Annotated in this window: 19 protein-coding genes; 15 read left to right on the top strand and 4 right to left on the bottom strand. The window is 68.7% G+C overall.

Annotated elements, in window-relative coordinates:
* Positions 1-121: 121 nt before the first annotated feature.
* The gene (locus ACZYY4_RS13735) at positions 122-1,285 is read right to left on the bottom strand and encodes a PPE family protein (protein WP_463810542.1); all 1,164 of its coding nucleotides are present in this window, start codon (positions 1,283-1,285) and stop codon (positions 122-124) included.
* A gap of 32 nt (positions 1,286-1,317) precedes the next feature.
* Positions 1,318-2,154, bottom strand: a complete 837-nt coding sequence (locus ACZYY4_RS13740; protein WP_463810543.1) for a PPE family protein, SVP subgroup — start codon at positions 2,152-2,154, stop codon at positions 1,318-1,320.
* 342 nt (positions 2,155-2,496) lie between these two features.
* Between ACZYY4_RS13740 and ffh the strand changes: the two genes are divergently transcribed.
* Both ffh and ACZYY4_RS13750 read left to right on the top strand, forming a co-directional pair.
* Entirely contained in the window at positions 2,497-4,056 is a 1,560-nt protein-coding gene (ffh, locus tag ACZYY4_RS13745; RefSeq protein ID WP_463810544.1) for a signal recognition particle protein, read from the top strand.
* A gap of 1 nt (position 4,057) precedes the next feature.
* Positions 4,058-5,125, top strand: coding sequence for an amidohydrolase family protein (locus ACZYY4_RS13750; RefSeq protein ID WP_463810545.1), 1,068 nt, complete (start codon positions 4,058-4,060; stop codon positions 5,123-5,125).
* 91 nt (positions 5,126-5,216) lie between these two features.
* On the opposite strand, the gene ACZYY4_RS13755 is transcribed toward ACZYY4_RS13750, so the two are convergent.
* Positions 5,217-6,089, bottom strand: coding sequence for a D-alanyl-D-alanine carboxypeptidase family protein (locus tag ACZYY4_RS13755; RefSeq protein ID WP_463810546.1), 873 nt, complete (start codon positions 6,087-6,089; stop codon positions 5,217-5,219).
* Positions 6,090-6,136: 47 nt separating this feature from the next.
* Here ACZYY4_RS13755 and ACZYY4_RS13760 point away from each other — a divergent pair, with 47 nt between their 5' ends.
* The 5 genes from ACZYY4_RS13760 to trmD all read left to right on the top strand — a co-directional run bounded on the left by ACZYY4_RS13760 (position 6,137) and on the right by trmD (position 8,739).
* Positions 6,137-6,556 carry a nuclear transport factor 2 family protein gene (locus tag ACZYY4_RS13760; RefSeq protein ID WP_463810547.1) on the top strand — a complete coding sequence of 140 codons (420 nt, stop codon included), beginning with the start codon at positions 6,137-6,139 and terminating at the stop codon, positions 6,554-6,556.
* A 170-nt stretch (positions 6,557-6,726) separates the two neighbouring features.
* Positions 6,727-7,260: a 30S ribosomal protein S16 gene (gene rpsP / locus ACZYY4_RS13765; protein WP_463810548.1), complete on the top strand. Its 534-nt coding sequence runs from the start codon at positions 6,727-6,729 to the stop codon at positions 7,258-7,260.
* A gap of 8 nt (positions 7,261-7,268) precedes the next feature.
* Entirely contained in the window at positions 7,269-7,511 is a 243-nt protein-coding gene (locus ACZYY4_RS13770; protein ID WP_019736217.1) for an RNA-binding protein, read from the top strand.
* An 11-nt stretch (positions 7,512-7,522) separates the two neighbouring features.
* Positions 7,523-8,041, top strand: a complete 519-nt coding sequence (gene rimM, locus ACZYY4_RS13775) for a ribosome maturation factor RimM (protein ID WP_463810549.1) — start codon at positions 7,523-7,525, stop codon at positions 8,039-8,041.
* Between the two features lie 8 nt (positions 8,042-8,049).
* Positions 8,050-8,739 (top strand): tRNA (guanosine(37)-N1)-methyltransferase TrmD, encoded by a 690-nt coding sequence (gene trmD / locus ACZYY4_RS13780; RefSeq protein WP_463810550.1) that lies wholly within the window; start codon positions 8,050-8,052, stop codon positions 8,737-8,739.
* 47 nt (positions 8,740-8,786) lie between these two features.
* Here trmD and ACZYY4_RS13785 read toward each other — a convergent pair whose 3' ends face one another.
* Complete coding sequence (locus tag ACZYY4_RS13785) at positions 8,787-9,662, bottom strand: serine hydrolase (RefSeq protein WP_463810551.1); 876 nt, start codon at positions 9,660-9,662, stop codon at positions 8,787-8,789.
* A 413-nt stretch (positions 9,663-10,075) separates the two neighbouring features.
* Here ACZYY4_RS13785 and rplS point away from each other — a divergent pair, with 413 nt between their 5' ends.
* The 8 genes from rplS (at position 10,076) to dprA (ending at position 16,254) form a co-directional block, all read left to right on the top strand.
* A complete protein-coding gene (gene rplS / locus ACZYY4_RS13790) occupies positions 10,076-10,417 on the top strand; it encodes a 50S ribosomal protein L19 (RefSeq protein ID WP_463810552.1) in 342 nt (113 codons plus the stop codon).
* Between the two features lie 71 nt (positions 10,418-10,488).
* A complete protein-coding gene (gene lepB / locus ACZYY4_RS13795) occupies positions 10,489-11,343 on the top strand; it encodes a signal peptidase I (RefSeq protein WP_463810553.1) in 855 nt (284 codons plus the stop codon).
* Positions 11,344-11,345: 2 nt separating this feature from the next.
* Entirely contained in the window at positions 11,346-12,053 is a 708-nt protein-coding gene (locus ACZYY4_RS13800) for a ribonuclease HII (protein ID WP_463810554.1), read from the top strand.
* Positions 12,050-12,355, top strand: coding sequence for a DUF2469 domain-containing protein (locus tag ACZYY4_RS13805; RefSeq protein ID WP_012393608.1), 306 nt, complete (start codon positions 12,050-12,052; stop codon positions 12,353-12,355). Before ACZYY4_RS13800 ends, ACZYY4_RS13805 begins: the two co-directional genes overlap by 4 nt.
* 86 nt (positions 12,356-12,441) lie before the next feature.
* A complete protein-coding gene (locus tag ACZYY4_RS13810) occupies positions 12,442-13,107 on the top strand; it encodes a GNAT family N-acetyltransferase (protein WP_463810555.1) in 666 nt (221 codons plus the stop codon).
* Between the two features lie 119 nt (positions 13,108-13,226).
* Positions 13,227-13,595 carry a YraN family protein gene (locus ACZYY4_RS13815; protein WP_463810556.1) on the top strand — a complete coding sequence of 123 codons (369 nt, stop codon included), beginning with the start codon at positions 13,227-13,229 and terminating at the stop codon, positions 13,593-13,595.
* The gene (locus ACZYY4_RS13820) at positions 13,595-15,115 is read left to right on the top strand and encodes a YifB family Mg chelatase-like AAA ATPase (protein WP_463810557.1); all 1,521 of its coding nucleotides are present in this window, start codon (positions 13,595-13,597) and stop codon (positions 15,113-15,115) included. Before ACZYY4_RS13815 ends, ACZYY4_RS13820 begins: the two co-directional genes overlap by 1 nt.
* Positions 15,115-16,254 (top strand): DNA-processing protein DprA, encoded by a 1,140-nt coding sequence (gene dprA, locus ACZYY4_RS13825; protein ID WP_463810558.1) that lies wholly within the window; start codon positions 15,115-15,117, stop codon positions 16,252-16,254. Before ACZYY4_RS13820 ends, dprA begins: the two co-directional genes overlap by 1 nt.
* Positions 16,255-16,283 lie beyond the last annotated feature (29 nt).

Here is a 16,283-nt window from a genome sequence, read left to right on the forward strand (position 1 = left end):
GGCTGTATTCGCTACCGCACCTGTCCGGGGGATCGACGGCGGCCGCCGGCACGCACACCCGAGCCCCGGCTGGACGGAGATGCCCCCGCTGTTGCCAGCGACCAAGGGGTAGCCCCAGCATTCACACGAACACCTGTTTGGGCATCACCGTCGGCTTGACGCCGTAGCGGGGCACACCTGAACCGAAGCCGGCGCGCCCGGCGGAGGCCGCCGATCCCATCCCGGCCGGCACGGCCTGCATCTGCGCGGCCTCGTCGGCGGCAGCGGTCCAGCCCGAGCCTGCCGATGTCGCGACCTCGGTACCCGCCGCCGCCGACCAGGTGACCGGTACCGACACCCCGCCGATGGTGGATGCCTGGCCCAGTCCTGCCAACACCGGCGCCGCACCGGATGCCAGCACGCCGGCCGGCTGCACCATGCCCGCCAGGACCGCTGGGCCCAAACCGGCCGCAAGACCTTCCGCGCCGACAACGTCGGATGCCAGGGTGGCCGGGCCCGCCAAGGCCAGGGTGTGGCCCAGCGACACCGCGGTCGGGATCGCGGTGCACACAAACCAAGCCGCGGTGTTCACGCCTCCGTTGATGGCATTCGAGAACAACGGAGTACCAAAAAAGAGGTCGGCGATATCCATGGCCGGCGACGTTGTCAGAGGCGAGGCGACCGCCTGCAGCGCCCCCTGCAGGGTGGAGACCGCTTGAGTCAGCTCCTGCTGGAGCCCGCCGGCGGCAATGGTACTGGCGATAGCCGACCCGGCAGGATTGGTCGTCTGCGGTGCCGGGGTCATCGGAGACAACGCTGCTGCGCTGGCCGACGAGGTGCTGTAGCCGACCATGGCCAGGGCATCTTGCGCCCACATCTGCAGGTAGTGGGCTTCGGTTGCCAGGATCGCCGGGGTGTTCTGCCCCAGAAAGTTTGACGCCACGAGTGCCGCCAGCTGGGCCCGATTGGCAACGATCACCGGCGGCGGCACCGTTGCCGCGCGGGCGGCCTCGAATGCGGCCGCCGAGGCCATTGCTTGCGAGCTCGCCTGCTGAGCGGCGGCGGCGGTGGAGTTCAGCCAGCCGACGTAGGGCGCCGTGGCGGCGGTCATCGACGCCGACGCCGGTCCCAGCCACTCTCCGGTCAGCTCCGAAATCACCGATTGGGTGGACGACGCCGACGACTCCAACTCGGCGGCCAGGCTGCTCCACGCCGACGCGGCCGACATCAGCGGCCCAGAACCGGCTCCGCTGTACATCCATGCGGAGATGATCTCCGGGGGTAACACTCCGAAATCGACGGACATGTGGGCACTCCCGTTCTCGAAGGGGCGGTTTGCTAGACGGCCGTCGGCTTGGGCACGACGGTGGGCTTGACGCCGTAGCGCGGCGCGCCGAATCTCCCGACGCCGCCGCCGGCCGAGCCTGCCGACGGCATCATGGCCGGCACCGCGGCCATGGCCGTCGCGTGTTGCGGGGTAACCAGACCCGCGGCCGCCAACCGGGCCGGAGCGGCGTTCGCGGCGGCGATCCCCTCGCCGGCCCAGCTCGGCGGTACCGACAAGGCGCCGACCGTGGCGGCCCGCGCCACGCCTGCTGCCACCGGTGCCGCGCCGACGCCGGCCGTCGTGGCCGGCGCCGCCACGCCGGCCAGCATTGCCTGGTCCATCCCGACCAGGCCTGCGGACCCGGCTGCTGCCTCTTCGGGAAAGTCGAGAAGACCGCCACCGGCCAGACCGAGCAGTGCAGAGCCGGCGGAGGCCCAGTTGCCCATCCCGATATTGCCGATGTTGGCGAGATTGCCGGACAGCAGCGACGAACTGCCGCTGGTCGGGACACCGAGGATGTTGGTCAACAACCCCTGGATCGCTGCGTCCAGCGACGTCGTCGACTGGTTGGTCGCCTCGGCAGAGGTATACGCACCGGCGTTCTGCCCCAAGACCTGCACAAGCTGCTGGTGAACGGCCGCCGCTTGGTCGCTGATCGACTGGTAGAGGCTGCCGTAGGTCGCGAACACGGCCGCCTGCATTTGGGATACCGGGTCCGTGCCCGCTGGGGCAATGGCGGTGGTGGGGCTCAGTACCGCTGCGTTCTGCGCGGCGAGGACTTCGCCAATACCCTGGAGTTGCCCCGCGGCTGAGGTCATCGCTTCAGGCGCTGCTTTCACAAATGACATGGGTGCTCCTCACGGACTGGTCGAGTGATTCCCGATGTTTGGTATAGCTCGCACGCTGAGAGTTGCACGAATTAGTGCGCGCTGGCGGTGTCGTAACACTTTGTTAGCGGCCGCACGTTCAATTTTAACGAAAATCTTTTGCCGGTGAGGGCTATGAAACTTCGCATTAATGGTCATGATTCGTGGCATTAACTGGGCAATTTCTCTAACACCACAGTTACATTTTTGACAGGTCCGATTTCCCTGGCCGCACGCGAAATTGTCCTGACCGTCAGCCAAATCCGCTGCTGCCGCACCGCCTCGACTGCAGCCGGATATCCGACACCGTTTAGGCTTGAGGGCGTGTTCGAATCACTGTCCGACCGGTTGACCGGTGCTCTTCAGGGGCTGCGCAGCAAGGGTCGGTTGACCGACGCCGACATCGATGCCACCGCCCGGGAGATCCGGCTGGCGCTGCTGGAAGCCGACGTGTCACTGCCGGTGGTGCGGGAGTTCATCGGCCGGATCAAGGACCGCGCCAAGGGCGCCGAGGTCTCCGGTGCACTCAACCCGGCCCAGCAGGTCGTCAAGATCGTCAACGAGGAGCTCATCGGCATCCTCGGCGGGCAGACCCGCACGCTCACCTTCGCCAAGACCCCGCCGACGGTGATCATGCTGGCCGGCCTGCAGGGCGCCGGTAAGACCACTCTGGCCGGCAAGCTGGCCACCTGGCTTCGCGGCCAGGGCCACACCCCGCTGCTGGTGGCCTGTGACCTGCAGCGACCGGGCGCGGTCAACCAGCTGCAGGTCGTCGGCGAACGGGCCGGGGTCGCCGTGTTCGCGCCGCACCCCGGTACCTCCGCCCACTCGCACGAGGCCCAGATCAGCGCGGGTGACCCGGTCGCCGTCGCCGCCGGGGGCCTGGCCGAAGCCAAGGCCAAGCACTTCGACGTCGTCGTCGTCGACACCGCCGGGCGCCTCGGCATCGACGAGCAGATGATGGCCCAGGCCGCCGCGATCCGCGACGCCGTGCAGCCCGACGAGGTGCTGTTCGTGCTGGACGCGATGATCGGCCAGGACGCCGTGGCCACCGCCGACGCGTTCCGCGAGGGTGTCGGGTTCACCGGTGTGGTGCTGACCAAGCTGGACGGCGACGCCCGCGGCGGTGCGGCGCTGTCGGTACGTGAAGTCACCGGCACCCCGATCCTGTTCGCCTCCACCGGGGAGAAGCTGGAGGACTTCGACGTCTTCCATCCCGACCGGATGGCCAGCCGAATCCTGGGCATGGGCGACGTGCTGAGCCTGATCGAGCAGGCCGAGCAGGTCTTCGACGCGCAGAAGGCCGAGGAGGCCGCCGCCAAGATCGGCTCCGGCGAGCTCACCCTGGAAGATTTCCTCGAGCAGATGCTGGCGATCCGCAAGATGGGCCCGATCGGCAACCTGCTGGGCATGCTGCCCGGCGCCGGCCAGATGAAGGACGCGCTGGCCGCCGTCGACGACAGCCAGCTCGACCGGCTGCAGGCCATCATCCGCGGCATGACCCCGGCCGAACGGGCCGACCCCAAGATCATCAACGCCTCCCGCCGGCTGCGCATCGCCAACGGCTCCGGGGTTGCCGTATCCGACGTCAATCAGCTCGTCGACCGGTTCTTCGAGGCCCGCAAGATGATGTCGTCGATGATGGGCGGCATGGGCCTGCCCGGCATGGGCCGCAAGAGCGCCAGCCGTAAGGCCAAGGGCAAGAACGCCAAGAAGGGCGGCAAGAAGCGGGGTCCGACTCCGCCGAAGACGCGGGGCCTTTTCGGTCCCGGCATGCCGGCCGGCTTCCCGGACTTGTCGCAGATGCCCGAGGGCCTCAACGAGCTGCCGCCAGGGCTGGCCGACTTCGACCTGTCCAAGCTGAACTTCCCGGGCCAGAAGTAATTTGGCGCTCCACGTCTCCGGCCGCGGGCTGCCCGACGAACAGCCTGTCGAGTATTGGATCGTCGACGGCCGCATCAGCGTCGAACCCGTCGACGGCGCGCAGACCGTCTTCACCGACGGCTGGATCATCCCCGGGCTGGTCGACGCGCACTGCCATCTGGGGATCGGCGCCGGCGGGCCGGTCGGGCTCGACGAGGCGATCGGCTACGCCGAGACCGAACGCCGCGCCGGGGTGTTGCTGCTGCGCGACCCCGGGGTGCCGATCGACACCCGCAGCCTCGACGACCGCGACGACCTGCCGCGCATCATCCGCGCCGGCCGGCACTTGGCGAAGCAGAAGCGCTACATCCCCGGCCTGGCGATCGACGTCGACGACGAAGCCCAGCTGCCGGATGCGGTGGCCGAGCAAGCCCGCGTCGGTGACGGCTGGGTGAAACTGATCGGGGACTGGATCGACCGTTCGGTGGGGGATCTGGCGCCACTATGGTCCGACGGCGTGCTCACCGATGCGATCGCGGCCGCGCACGCCAACGGTGCCCGGGTCACCGCCCACGTGTTCGGGGAAGATGCGTTGCCCGGCCTGATCGACGCCGGCATCGACTGCATTGAGCACGGCACCGGTATCACCGACGACATCATTTCGCTGATGCTGGCCCACGGCACCGCCCTGGTGCCGACGCTGATCAACATCGACAACTTCCCCGGCATCGCCGACTCGGCGGCCAAGTATCCGACCTACGCCGCGCATATGCGCGCGTTGCACGCCAGCTCACGGGACCGGCTGAGCGCTGCCCGGGAAGCCGGAATCCCGATCTACGCCGGCAGTGACGCCGGCGGCATGGTCGCCCACGGCCGGATCGCCGACGAGGTGGAGGCCCTGACCGGGATCGGGCTCAGGGCCACCGAGGCGCTCGGTGCGGCGTGCTGGGAGGCCCGGCGCTGGCTGGGCGCACCGGTGCTGGAGGACGGTGCACCGGCTGATCTGGTGTGCTTTAGCGCGGATCCGCGCCTTGGCCCCGACGTGCTGGGCCGACCGGATCTGGTGATGTTGCGCGGCCGGGTGTATTAGCCACGTCGGCGAACGTGCACTGACTGCGAGTTATCGCCGAGATTTTTCGCGCTGACTACACGTTCGGCGAGGGCGAGCACCCTTCTGACCGCTACAGGCTGCCGACGCCGGACATCGGCCCCTGCGCGAAACCCCAATCCAGCAGGGCGGCAGCTTGATCCCAGTAGTTCGGGCCGCCCTCGTGGATCAGCCCGTACATCATCGCCACCACCAGCCGCCGGCCGTCGCGGGCGGCCGCGCCGACGTAGGTCTTGCGGGCGGCGTCGGTGAATCCGGTCTTGCCGCCGATCGCCCCGGGGTAGCGGGCCAGTAACTCGTTCATGGTGACGATCGGTCGTTCACCGAACTCGGTGGGGAACATCGCCGAGGGCTGCGCGGTGATTCCGGCGAACACCGGGTTGGCCATCGCCGCCCGGAAGATGGCCGCCAGGTCATGCGGGGTGCTCGCCCCGGGTCCGCCGGGGCCGTCCAGCCCGGACGGCGTGCTGGCGTGGGTGCCGGTGGCTCCGACCGCGGCGGCTTTGGCGTTCATCTTCGCCACGGCCGCTTCCGGCCCGCCGAGCATGTCCGCGAGCGCGTTGGCGGCATCATTGCCCGACACCAGCAGCAGGCCTTCGAGCAGCTGACGGGTGGTGTAGCTGCGGCCGGGCTTGATCCCGACACAGTTGCACTCCACCGCGGTGTCGGCCGGGCTGGCGACCACGGTGTCGTCGAGGTTCAGCTCATCGAGCACCACCAGCGCGAGCAGCACCTTGATCGTGCTGGCCGGTGGGGTGGCGGCGTACCCGTTCTGCTCGGCGAGGATCTGCCCGGAGTCCAGGTCGGCGATGAGCCAATTCGGGGCCGGGCCGGCCGGGATCGGCGCCGACCCCAGCGGTTGCGCGACGTCGGCGACGGCGGTCACCGCGGGAGTGGCGAATAAGGCTGCCGCGGCCACGGCCAACAAGGCCAGAATCTTCCGCATGGCCGGTTACCCTACCGCCCCCAAGCACTGCAGTGTTCAATCGAGGAATGCTGAGCCAGGCCGAAATATCGGATCGGTGGGAGATCCAGCAACTGCTGGTCGACTACTCCACAGCCATCGACACGCGCAACTTCGATGACCTCGACGCGGTGTTCACCGACGACGCCTACATCGACTACCGCGCGATGGGCGGTATAGAGGGGCACTACCCGCAGGTGAAGGCCTGGCTGGCGGAGGTGCTGCCGAATTTTGCCGGCTACGCCCACATGCTGGGGTTGCCGTCGATCCGGGTGGACGGTGACGCCGCCACAGCACGCACGTTCTGTTTCAACCCGATGGTGTTCGGTGGCGAGAAACCCGCGACCATGCTGTTGGGCCTGTGGTACGACGACGAGTTCGTCCGCACCGCCGACGGCTGGCGGATGACCCGCCGCGTCGAGACCAAGTGCTTCGAGAAGCTGCCCTGAGCCGATTTCTGCTGACGGGGCCCGTTCTGGCACAATAGGCGGCTGTCCACCGTGCGACTGTGCCCTGTGAAGGGCGTGCGGTCACGCGGCGCAACACGCGAGGCAAAACCGGACGTGGGGTAAATCCGCCCCTGTCGCTGAATTGCAGCGTGCTACCAAGGAGTTAAGTCATGGCTGTCAAGATCAAGCTCACCCGGCTCGGCAAGATCCGCAATCCGCAGTACCGCATCTCGATCGCCGACGCGCGCACCCGCCGGGACGGCCGCTCCATCGAGGTCATCGGCCGCTACCACCCCAAGGAAGAGCCGAGCCTTATCGAGATCGACTCGGAGCGCGCCCAGTACTGGCTGTCGGTCGGGGCCCAGCCCACCGAGCCGGTGCTCAAGCTGCTGAAGATCACCGGTGACTGGCAGAAGTTCAAGGGACTGCCCGGCGCCGAGGGCAAGCTGAAGGTCAAGCCGGCCAAGCCGAGCAAGCTGGAGCTGTTCAACGCCGCACTGGCCGAGGCCGAGGGCGGCCCGACTACCGACGCCACCACGGCCAAGAAGAAGAAGGCGCCGGCCAAGAAGGCGGCCAAGGACGACACCGCTGAGGCCAAGGACGACACCGCTGAGGCCAAGGACGAGTCCGCTGAGGCCAAGGCCGAGGCCCCCGCTGCTGAGGCTCCCGCTGCTGAGGCCGCCGAGCCGGCCACCGAGAGCTGAGCGCGGCCATGAGTGCAGTGGTGGCAGATGCCGTCGAGCACTTGGTGCGCGGCATCGTCGACAATCCGGATGATGTCCGGGTCGACATGGTGACCAATCGGCGTGGCCGCACCGTCGAGGTGCACGTCCACCCCGACGACCTGGGCAAGGTGATCGGTCGCGGCGGCCGCACGGCCACTGCGTTGCGCACCCTCGTCGCCGGTATCGGTGGACGCGGTATCCGCGTGGACGTGGTGGACACCGACCGGTAGCCGGCCGGGTCATGGAGCTGACGGTAGGGCGGGTGGTCAAAGCCCACGGCATCACCGGCGAGCTCGTCGTCGACATCCGCACCGACGACCCCGAACTCCGGTTCGAGCCGGGAGCGAAACTGCACGCCCGGAAAGCCGGCGTACCGCAGCGTGATTACGTCGTCGAGACGTCGCGCCCGCACGGTGCGCGCCTGCTGGTGCGACTGGCCGGGGTCGGTGACCGGGACGGCGCCGATGCGTTACGCGGCAGTGTTTTCGTCGTCGACTCCGCCGACCTGCCGCCGATCACCGAGCCGGACACCTACTACGACCACCAACTCGAAGGTCTGCAGGTGCGCACCGGGGCGGGGGAGGAGATCGGCACCGTCACCGAGGTGCTGCACACCGCTGCCGGCGAGTTGCTCGCAATCAAGCGGACCGATGGCCGGGAACTGTTGGTGCCGTTCGTCGCCGCGTTCGTGCCCTTGGTGTCACTGGCCGACCAGGTCGTCGAGATCGATCCGCCCGACGGCCTGCTCGACCTGGAGTAGTAGGCGGCATGAAAGTCGATGTACTGACGATCTTCCCGGACTACCTGGACCCGATCCGGCAATCGTTGCCGGGCAAGGCGATCGAGTCCGGACTGGTCGAGTTGGGTGTCCACGATCTGCGGCGCTGGACCCACGACGTACACCGCTCGGTCGACGACACCCCCTACGGCGGTGGGCCGGGGATGGTGATGAAGGCCCCGGTCTGGGGTGAAGCACTCGACGAAATCTGTTCGGAGCAAACCGTTCTCGTCATACCATCCCCGGCCGGTGTGCGCTTCGATCAGGCGACCGCGCAGCGGTGGAGCCACGAACAGCATCTGGTGTTCGCCTGCGGCCGCTACGAAGGCATCGACCAGCGGGTTGCCGACGACGCCGCCCGGCGGATGCGGGTCGAAGAAGTGTCGATCGGCGACTACGTACTGGCCGGCGGGGAAGTCGCGGTGCTGGTGATGCTCGAGGCGGTGCTGCGGCTGATGCCCGGAGTGCTGGGCAATCCGGCGTCACAGCAGGATGATTCGCATTCCCCGGACCGCGATGGACTCCTGGAGGGGCCCAGCTATACCCGACCGCCGAGCTGGCGCGGCCTGGACGTTCCGGAGGTGCTGCTCTCGGGTGACCACGCCCGGATCGACGCCTGGCGCCACGACGCCGCGGTGGCGCGGACCAGGCAGCGCCGACCGGACCTGTTGGGCGAGTAGCGGACTAGGCCGTGGCGGGCCCTGCTTCGCCGCGCTCGCAATCTCCGCTAGATCCGGCCGCCGGGGAAGATCGTCTTGACGGCCTGGGTGATCGTGGTGCGCGCGGTGGTGTCGTCGCTGGGCTGCAGTGACTCGATCACCACCACGTAGCGACGGTCCGCGCCGACCACCCCGGTCGACAGGTGCATCCAGTTGTTGCCGATGCAGCACATCCAGCCCTGTTTGACCGCCACCGGCTCGTTGTACAGGCCCTCAGGAATCCCGAATCGCTGCGGGTAGCCGTCGATGCCAGTCGGGGTGGACAGTGCCAGGTCGTTGATGATGATGTTGGCCCGGTCTGCCGAAAGACCTCCGGAGCCGTTGAGCAGCATGTCGTAGTAGCGGGCCAGGTCGGGTGCGGTGCTGATGGTGTTCCACCAGGCGCCGTTGGACGGCGGCGACGTACCGGCCAGGCCGTAGCGGCTTGCCACCCGGGTGACGATGGCGTTGCCGCCGTGCTGACTCCAGAACGTCTCGGCGGCCCCGTCGTCCGAGGAACGCAGCATGAGATCCAAGGCGGCCTGGTCGTCCGCCGACAATCCGGTCTCCGGCTGGTGGATCAGCAGGTCGTCGGCGATGAACAGCTTGGCCACCGAGGCGGTGGCGATCGACCGGGTGTTGCCGTTGGTGACCAGTTGATGCGAGATCCGGTCCAGCACGGCCACCGAGATGTTGGCACCGGCCTTGGCCGCTTCCTCGGTCGCGTCCTGCATGCGCGCCGCGAGTCCGTCGACCACGGCAACCGGGGGGATGGCGGGTGCTCGGGGGGCTTCGATGGCGGTGGCCACCGGTGTCACCTCAGCCGCGCGGTACTGCGGGGGCCGGGTCGCGGCGGCACCGTAGACCTTCTCGTCGCAGCCGAATACCACCGTCGATATCACCATGACTATGGTCAACAAAAGCATCGATGGCCGCACGGCTGGTAGGCCTCCTCAACAGGTATCAGTCGGGGAACCGACATCTACGGGCTCGCCACACTGCTGCCATCGGCCCGCCGCATAGGTTACCGCGTGGACACCCGGATCGTGCAGTCCGCCTCCCCATCAGACTTATCACGCTCGCAGCCGTTCGCGCGGCAACGACCAGCGGCGATTTGCACGATTTCCCTGGTTGCGCCGCGTCTGGCACAATTGAGCAGTTGTCGCCCGGCAGTTGATTCTGCAGTGGGGCCCGGCGTCGTCCCGGTCACCGCACGATGCGACAATATGCCCGAACCCATCGGCTCGGTTACCGTCTGTACGCGCACGCCGCGTGCAGCCCGGTCGGCAGCCGCGACCCGCGAGGAAGTGTTTCCGCAATGAACACGCTGGACATCGTCGACAAGGCGTCGCTGCGCGACGACATCCCGGCCTTCGGCCCCGGCGACACGGTCAACGTGCACGTCAAGGTGATCGAAGGCGCCAAGGAGCGGATCCAGGTGTTCAAGGGTGTGGTCATCCGCCGGCAGGGTGGCGGCGTCCGCGAGACGTTCACCGTCCGCAAGGAGAGCTACGGCGTCGGCGTGGAGCGGACCTTCCCGGTGCACTCGCCCAACGTCGACCACATCGACGTTGTGGTCCGCGGTGACGTCCGCCGCGCCAAGCTGTACTACTTGCGCGAACTGCGCGGCAAGAAGGCCAAGATCAAGGAGAAGCGCTGACTCACCGAATCCGTGCCGGGCTTACTCCGGTCGGTATCCGGCGCTGCTGACGCGGTCACTACCCTGATCTCGTGACCGAAACCACGGGCTCGTCACCCGAGAACACTCCCGAGGCCGACCAGCCCGAGGCCGAGCAGTCTGAAGCCGTCGTCGGCGCGTCCGAGGCGGGCGCACCCGAGGACCGCAAGCACACCACGCTGCGCGAGTCGACCGTGCTGGTGGTGACCGCGCTGGTGCTGTACTACCTCATGTTGACGTTCGTGGCGCGTCCGTATCTCATCCCGTCGGAGTCGATGGAACCGACGCTGCACGGCTGCCACGGATGCGTCGGTGACCGGATCATGGTCGACAAGGTCACTTACCGGTTCACCGCTCCGCGCCCCGGCGACGTGGTCGTCTTCCGGGGCCCGCCCTCGTGGAACGTCGGTTACAAGTCGATCCGGTCCGACAACACCGCGGTGCGCTGGGTGCAGAACGCCTTGTCCTTCATCGGGTTCGTCCCGCCCGACGAGAACGATCTGGTCAAGCGGGTCATCGCGGTGGGCGGGCAGACGGTGCAGTGCCGCAACGACACCGGCCTGACCGTCGACGGCAAGACACTCGACGAGCCCTACCTGAATCCGGCCACCCTGATGGTGGACCCGATGGTCTACCCCTGCCTGGGCAACGAGTTCGGTCCGGTGACCGTGCCGGAAGACCGGCTGTGGGTGATGGGTGACAATCGCACCCATTCGTCGGATTCGCGCGCACACTGCGACACCGTGGCGGTCCAGCCCGATCTGCAGCATCGGATCCTTTGCACCGGTGAGGATCTCGACACCGGCACCGTCCCGGTGAGCAACGTGATCGGCAAAACCCGGTTCATCGCCTGGCCGCCGTCGCGTTGGGGACCGGTGAAAGCGATAAACCCGCAGCAGGGCCCGTAACGATGGCCCCGGCCTGGCCGCCGCGCACGGTGATCCGCCGCTCACCGGGGTTACGCACCCTGGAGTCGGCGCTGTACCGAAGTGGGCTGGGCCCGGTGGCCGGCGTCGACGAAGTGGGCCGCGGCGCCTGCGCCGGACCGCTGGTGGTGGCCGCTTGTGTGCTCGGGCCGGGCAGGCCCGCTGCGCTGGCGGCGCTCGATGACTCCAAGAAGCTCACCGAGAAGGCCCGTGAGCAGCTGTTCCCGGTGATCCGCCGGCACGCGCTGGCCTACCACGTGGTGTTCATCGCACCGGCCGATGTCGACGTGCGGGGCGTGCACGTGGCCAACATCGAGGGCATGCGGCGCGCGGTGGCCGGGCTGGCGCTACGGCCGGGCTACGTGCTCTCCGACGGGTTTCGGGTGCCGGGCCTGCCGATGCCATCGCTTCCGGTGATCGGCGGTGACGGCGCGGCCGCCTGCATCGCCGCGGCGAGCGTGCTGGCCAAGGTCACCCGGGACCGTTACATGGTGGCGCTGGACGATCCCGGTTACGGCTTCGCCGAGCACAAGGGCTATTCCACCGCCGCGCACACCGCGGCGCTGGCGGCATTGGGGCCGTGCAGCCAGCACCGCTACTCGTTCATCAACGTGCGCAACGTGGCGGCGCTGGCGACGGCGACGACAGGGACAATGGGGACGAACCGAGCAGAAGGACGGCTGAGCAGATGAGTGCCGAAGATCTCGAGAAGTACGAAACCGAGATGGAACTCTCGCTGTACCGCGAATACAAGGACATCGTGGGGCAGTTCAGTTACGTCGTGGAGACCGAGCGGCGGTTCTACCTGGCCAACAGTGTGGAGATGGTGCCGCGCAACGCCGACGGCGAGGTGTATTTCGAGCTGCGGCTCGCCGACGCGTGGGTGTGGGACATGTATCGGCCGGCGCGGTTCGTCAAGCAGGTCCGGGTGGTCACGTTCAAAGACGTCAACATCGAAGAGGTCGAAAAGCCCGAGCTGCGGCTGCCCGAATAACACCGCAGCGTCGCAGCTGTGTCTACAGCTTCGCCGCTCCTTCGTCGAGCCTCGCTGAACCGTCGGGTTCGGTCTAGGCTTGCACCATGACCGCTGTCGACCGTGCCGTCTCCCGCCGGGAGATCACCGATGCCCTGCTCAAAGCCATGGAACGTCGCCACGAGGTACTCGACGTCATCGTCGATTCCGACGACCGCGGGTCTGCTGTGCAGGCGATCGCGAACCTGCTCGGCACCTCACCGGCGGGGTGCGAAGCGGTGATCGGAATGTCACTGGATCAGCTGACGAAGGAGTCCCGCAGCAGGATCGCCGACGAGCTCGAGGACCTGAACAACGAGCTGACGTTCATCCTCGGTGATCGGCCGGCGAGCTCCGGTGAGACCTTGCTGTTGCGCCCGTTCACCGGTGGCCCGGACCGCGACATCTTCGAACTGCGCACCACCGACGTCGGCGCCAGTGGGGACGGGTCCGGCGCCCCGGCCGGCGGTCTCGACGACGAGATCCATTCCGCGCTGTCTCGAGTGGATGACGAAGACGCCGCCTTGTTCGTCGCCCTCGACGGTGCGCAGAAGGTCGGGATGGTCTTCGGCGACCTTGCTCGCGGTGAGGTGAACGTACGGATCTGGATCCATCCCGAATACCGCAGGAAGGGCTACGGCACCGCCGCGCTGCGCCGTGCGCGCTCCGAGCTGGCGGCCTGCTTCCCCGGGGTTCCGCTGGTGGTTCGCGCGCCGGGCGCACACGCCGGCTAGTCTCCGATTTCCCCGGCGACTGTGGATGAAGTCGGCACTGGGGATAACTGAGTGCGGTGCAGCCGTTTTCGGTGCTGCGCGGCTCGACGCTGTCGGTGGGATGACCGAATCTGGGCGGCATGACAACCATGACGCGCGCCGAGCTCGGGGCGTTCGGGGAACAACTGGCCGTCGACCACCTGATAGGGCAGGGGTGGGCCATTCTGGCGCGCAACTGGCGCTGCCGGTATGGCGAACTGGACGTGATCGCCGCCGATCCGGCCGCCCGCACGGTGGTTTTCGTCGAGGTGAAAACCCGCACCGGTGACGGTTTCGGCGGGCTGGCGTACGCGGTGCCGCCGCAGAAGTTGCGCCGATTACGCAGGCTGGCCGGAGCCTGGCTCGCCGGTCAGCAATCCCACTGGGACGACGTCCGCGTGGACGTGATCGGGGTACGGATCGGGCGATATCCGGCTCCGGAGATCACCCACCTGCAGGGGGTGGGCTGATGGCGCTGGGGCGGGCGTTCTCGGTCGCGGTGCGCGGCCTCGACGGTGAGATCGTGGAGATCGAGGCCGACATCACCTCGGGGCTGCCCGGGGTGCATCTGGTGGGCCTGCCCGATGCCGCCCTGCAGGAGTCTCGGGATCGGGTGCGGGCGGCGATCACCAACAGCGAGCAGCGGTGGCCGGCGGCCCGATTGACGCTGGCGCTGTCCCCGGCGACGCTGCCGAAGATGGGGTCGGTCTACGACCTGGCACTGGCCGCCGCGGTGCTCTCGGCGGACTGCGGCACCCCTTGGCCGCGGCTGGAGAAGACGGTGTTGCTCGGCGAGTTGGCACTGGACGGACGGGTGCGGCCGGTGCACGGGGTGCTGCCCGCGGTGTTGGCCGCCAGGAACGACGGCTGGGCGCGTGCGGTGGTACCGGTGGACAATCTCGCCGAAGCCAGCTTGGTGGACGGCATCGACGTCTACGGGGTGGCGACGCTGGGACAGCTGCACGGCTGGCTGGAGGGGGCGGCATGGCTGCAGGAGCGGATCACCACGGTGTCCCCGGTCCTGGAAACGGCCTTGGAACCGGCCACCGACCTGGCCGAGGTGGTCGGCCAGGCCCAAGCCCGTTTCGCGGTTGAGGTGGCCGCCGCCGGATCACACCATCTGATGCTGACCGGACCGCCCGGGGTCGGCAAAACCATGTTGGCCCAACGCCTTCCGGGACTGCTGCCGCCGTTGACCGAAAGTGAGTCGCTGGAGGTCACCGCGATTCACTCGGTCGCCGGGCTGCTGTCGGGTTGCGCACCGTTGATCAGCCGCCCGCCGTTCATCGCCCCGCACCACAGCTCCAGCGTCGCGGCGCTGGTCGGTGGTGGCTCCGGTATGGCACGGCCGGGCGCGGTGAGCCGCGCCCACCGCGGGGTGCTGTTCCTCGACGAGTGCGCCGAGATCCGGGTAAGTGCCCTGGAGGCGTTGCGGACACCGTTGGAGGACGGGGAGATCCGACTGGCCCGGCGCGACGGGGTGGCCTGCTATCCGGCCCGGTTCCAACTGGTCATGGCGGCCAACCCCTGTCCGTGCGCCCCGGCCGACCCGCGCGACTGCACGTGCAAGTCGATGGAGAAGCGGCGCTACCTCGGCCGGCTGTCCGGGCCGCTGCTGGACCGGGTGGATCTGCGGGTCGAGATGCATCCGGTGCGCGCCGGTGCGTTCTCCGCCGTCGACGGGGAGTCGACGGCGGCGGTGCGGGCCCGGGTGTCCGACGCGCGAGCCGCGGCGGCACAACGCTGGGGGCCACATGGCTTTCATACCAACGCCGAGGTCAATGGAGCGTTGCTGCGCCGCAAGTTTCGGCTCGGCGCCGCGGCGATGGCACCGCTGCGCACCGCGTTGGACCGCGGCCTGCTGTCGATCCGCGGCGCCAACCGCAGCCTGCGGGTGGCCTGGACGCTGAGCGATCTGGCGGGCCGGAGCTCACCCGGTCCGGATGAGGTCGCCACCGCACTGAGCTTTCGCCAGCCGGGAGCGGGCTGATGAGCCCTGCCGGCGACGAGGTAATGCGGGCTTGGGCCTACCTGTCCCGGGTTGCCGAACCGCCGCGCCCGGATCTGTCCGCGCTGGTCGGGCGGGTTGGTCCGGTCGAGGCGGCGGAGCGGATTCGGTGTGGCGCCGTCGATGCGGAACTGGTCAAGTACACCGAAGCCAGACGGGAAATCGACTTGGCTGCAGCCGATCTGGAGTTATTGGCCCGCCGTGGCGGTCGGCTGCTCACCCCCGATGACGAGGAATGGCCGCTGCTGGCGTTCGCCGCGTTCGGCGGCGCCGCGGCTGCGAAAAGGCCGGACTGCCGTGCACCGCTGGCGCTCTGGGCGGTGGGTCCGGCGCGCCTGGACGAGACCGCCGAACGCGCCACCGCGATCGTCGGGACCCGGGCCGCGACCGCCTACGGCGAACTGGTGGCCGCGGACCTGGCCGCCGGACTGGCCGAACACGATGTGGCGGTGGTATCCGGCGGCGCTTACGGAATCGACGGGGCGGCCCACCGCGCCGCGCTCGCCGTCGACGGCACGACGGTGGCGGTGCTCGCCGGCGGAATCGACATCTGTTATCCGGCAGGCCATTCCGCGCTGCTGCACCGCATCGGCGGGCACGGGCTGCTGGTCACCGAATATCCGCCCGGTGTCCGCCCGGCCCGGCACCGATTTCTGACCCGCAACCGGTTGGTGGCGGCGCTCGCCGGCGCGACGGTCGTGGTGGAGGCCGGCTTGCGCAGTGGCGCGGCCAGTACCGCCGCATGGGCGCGGCTGCTGGGCCGGCCGGTGGCCGCGGTTCCCGGGCCCGTCACCAGTGCGGCCTCGGCCGGCTGTCACGTGTTGCTGCGCGGGGGCGCCGAACTGGTGACCCGAGCCGATGAGGTGATCGAGCTGGCCGGGCGGATCGGGGAGCTGGCGGCCGAGCCATCGCGGCCGGCCACCCCGCTGGACGGGCTCAGTGACGCCGAACGTCAGGTCTACGAAGCATTGCCGGGCCGCGGCGTGGCGACCGTCGATCAGGTCGCGGTGGCAGCGGGGCTGCCCTCGGCACAGGTGTTCGGGCCGCTGGCGATGTTGGAGGTGGCGGGCTTGGTGCAGCGGCGTGACGGCAGCTGGGCGATAGTCCGGGGCAGCCGGTAGCTCGTATAGTCGGCGGGGCAAGCCAAGAC

Source organism: Mycobacterium sp. IDUB_21 (assembly GCF_055419425.1).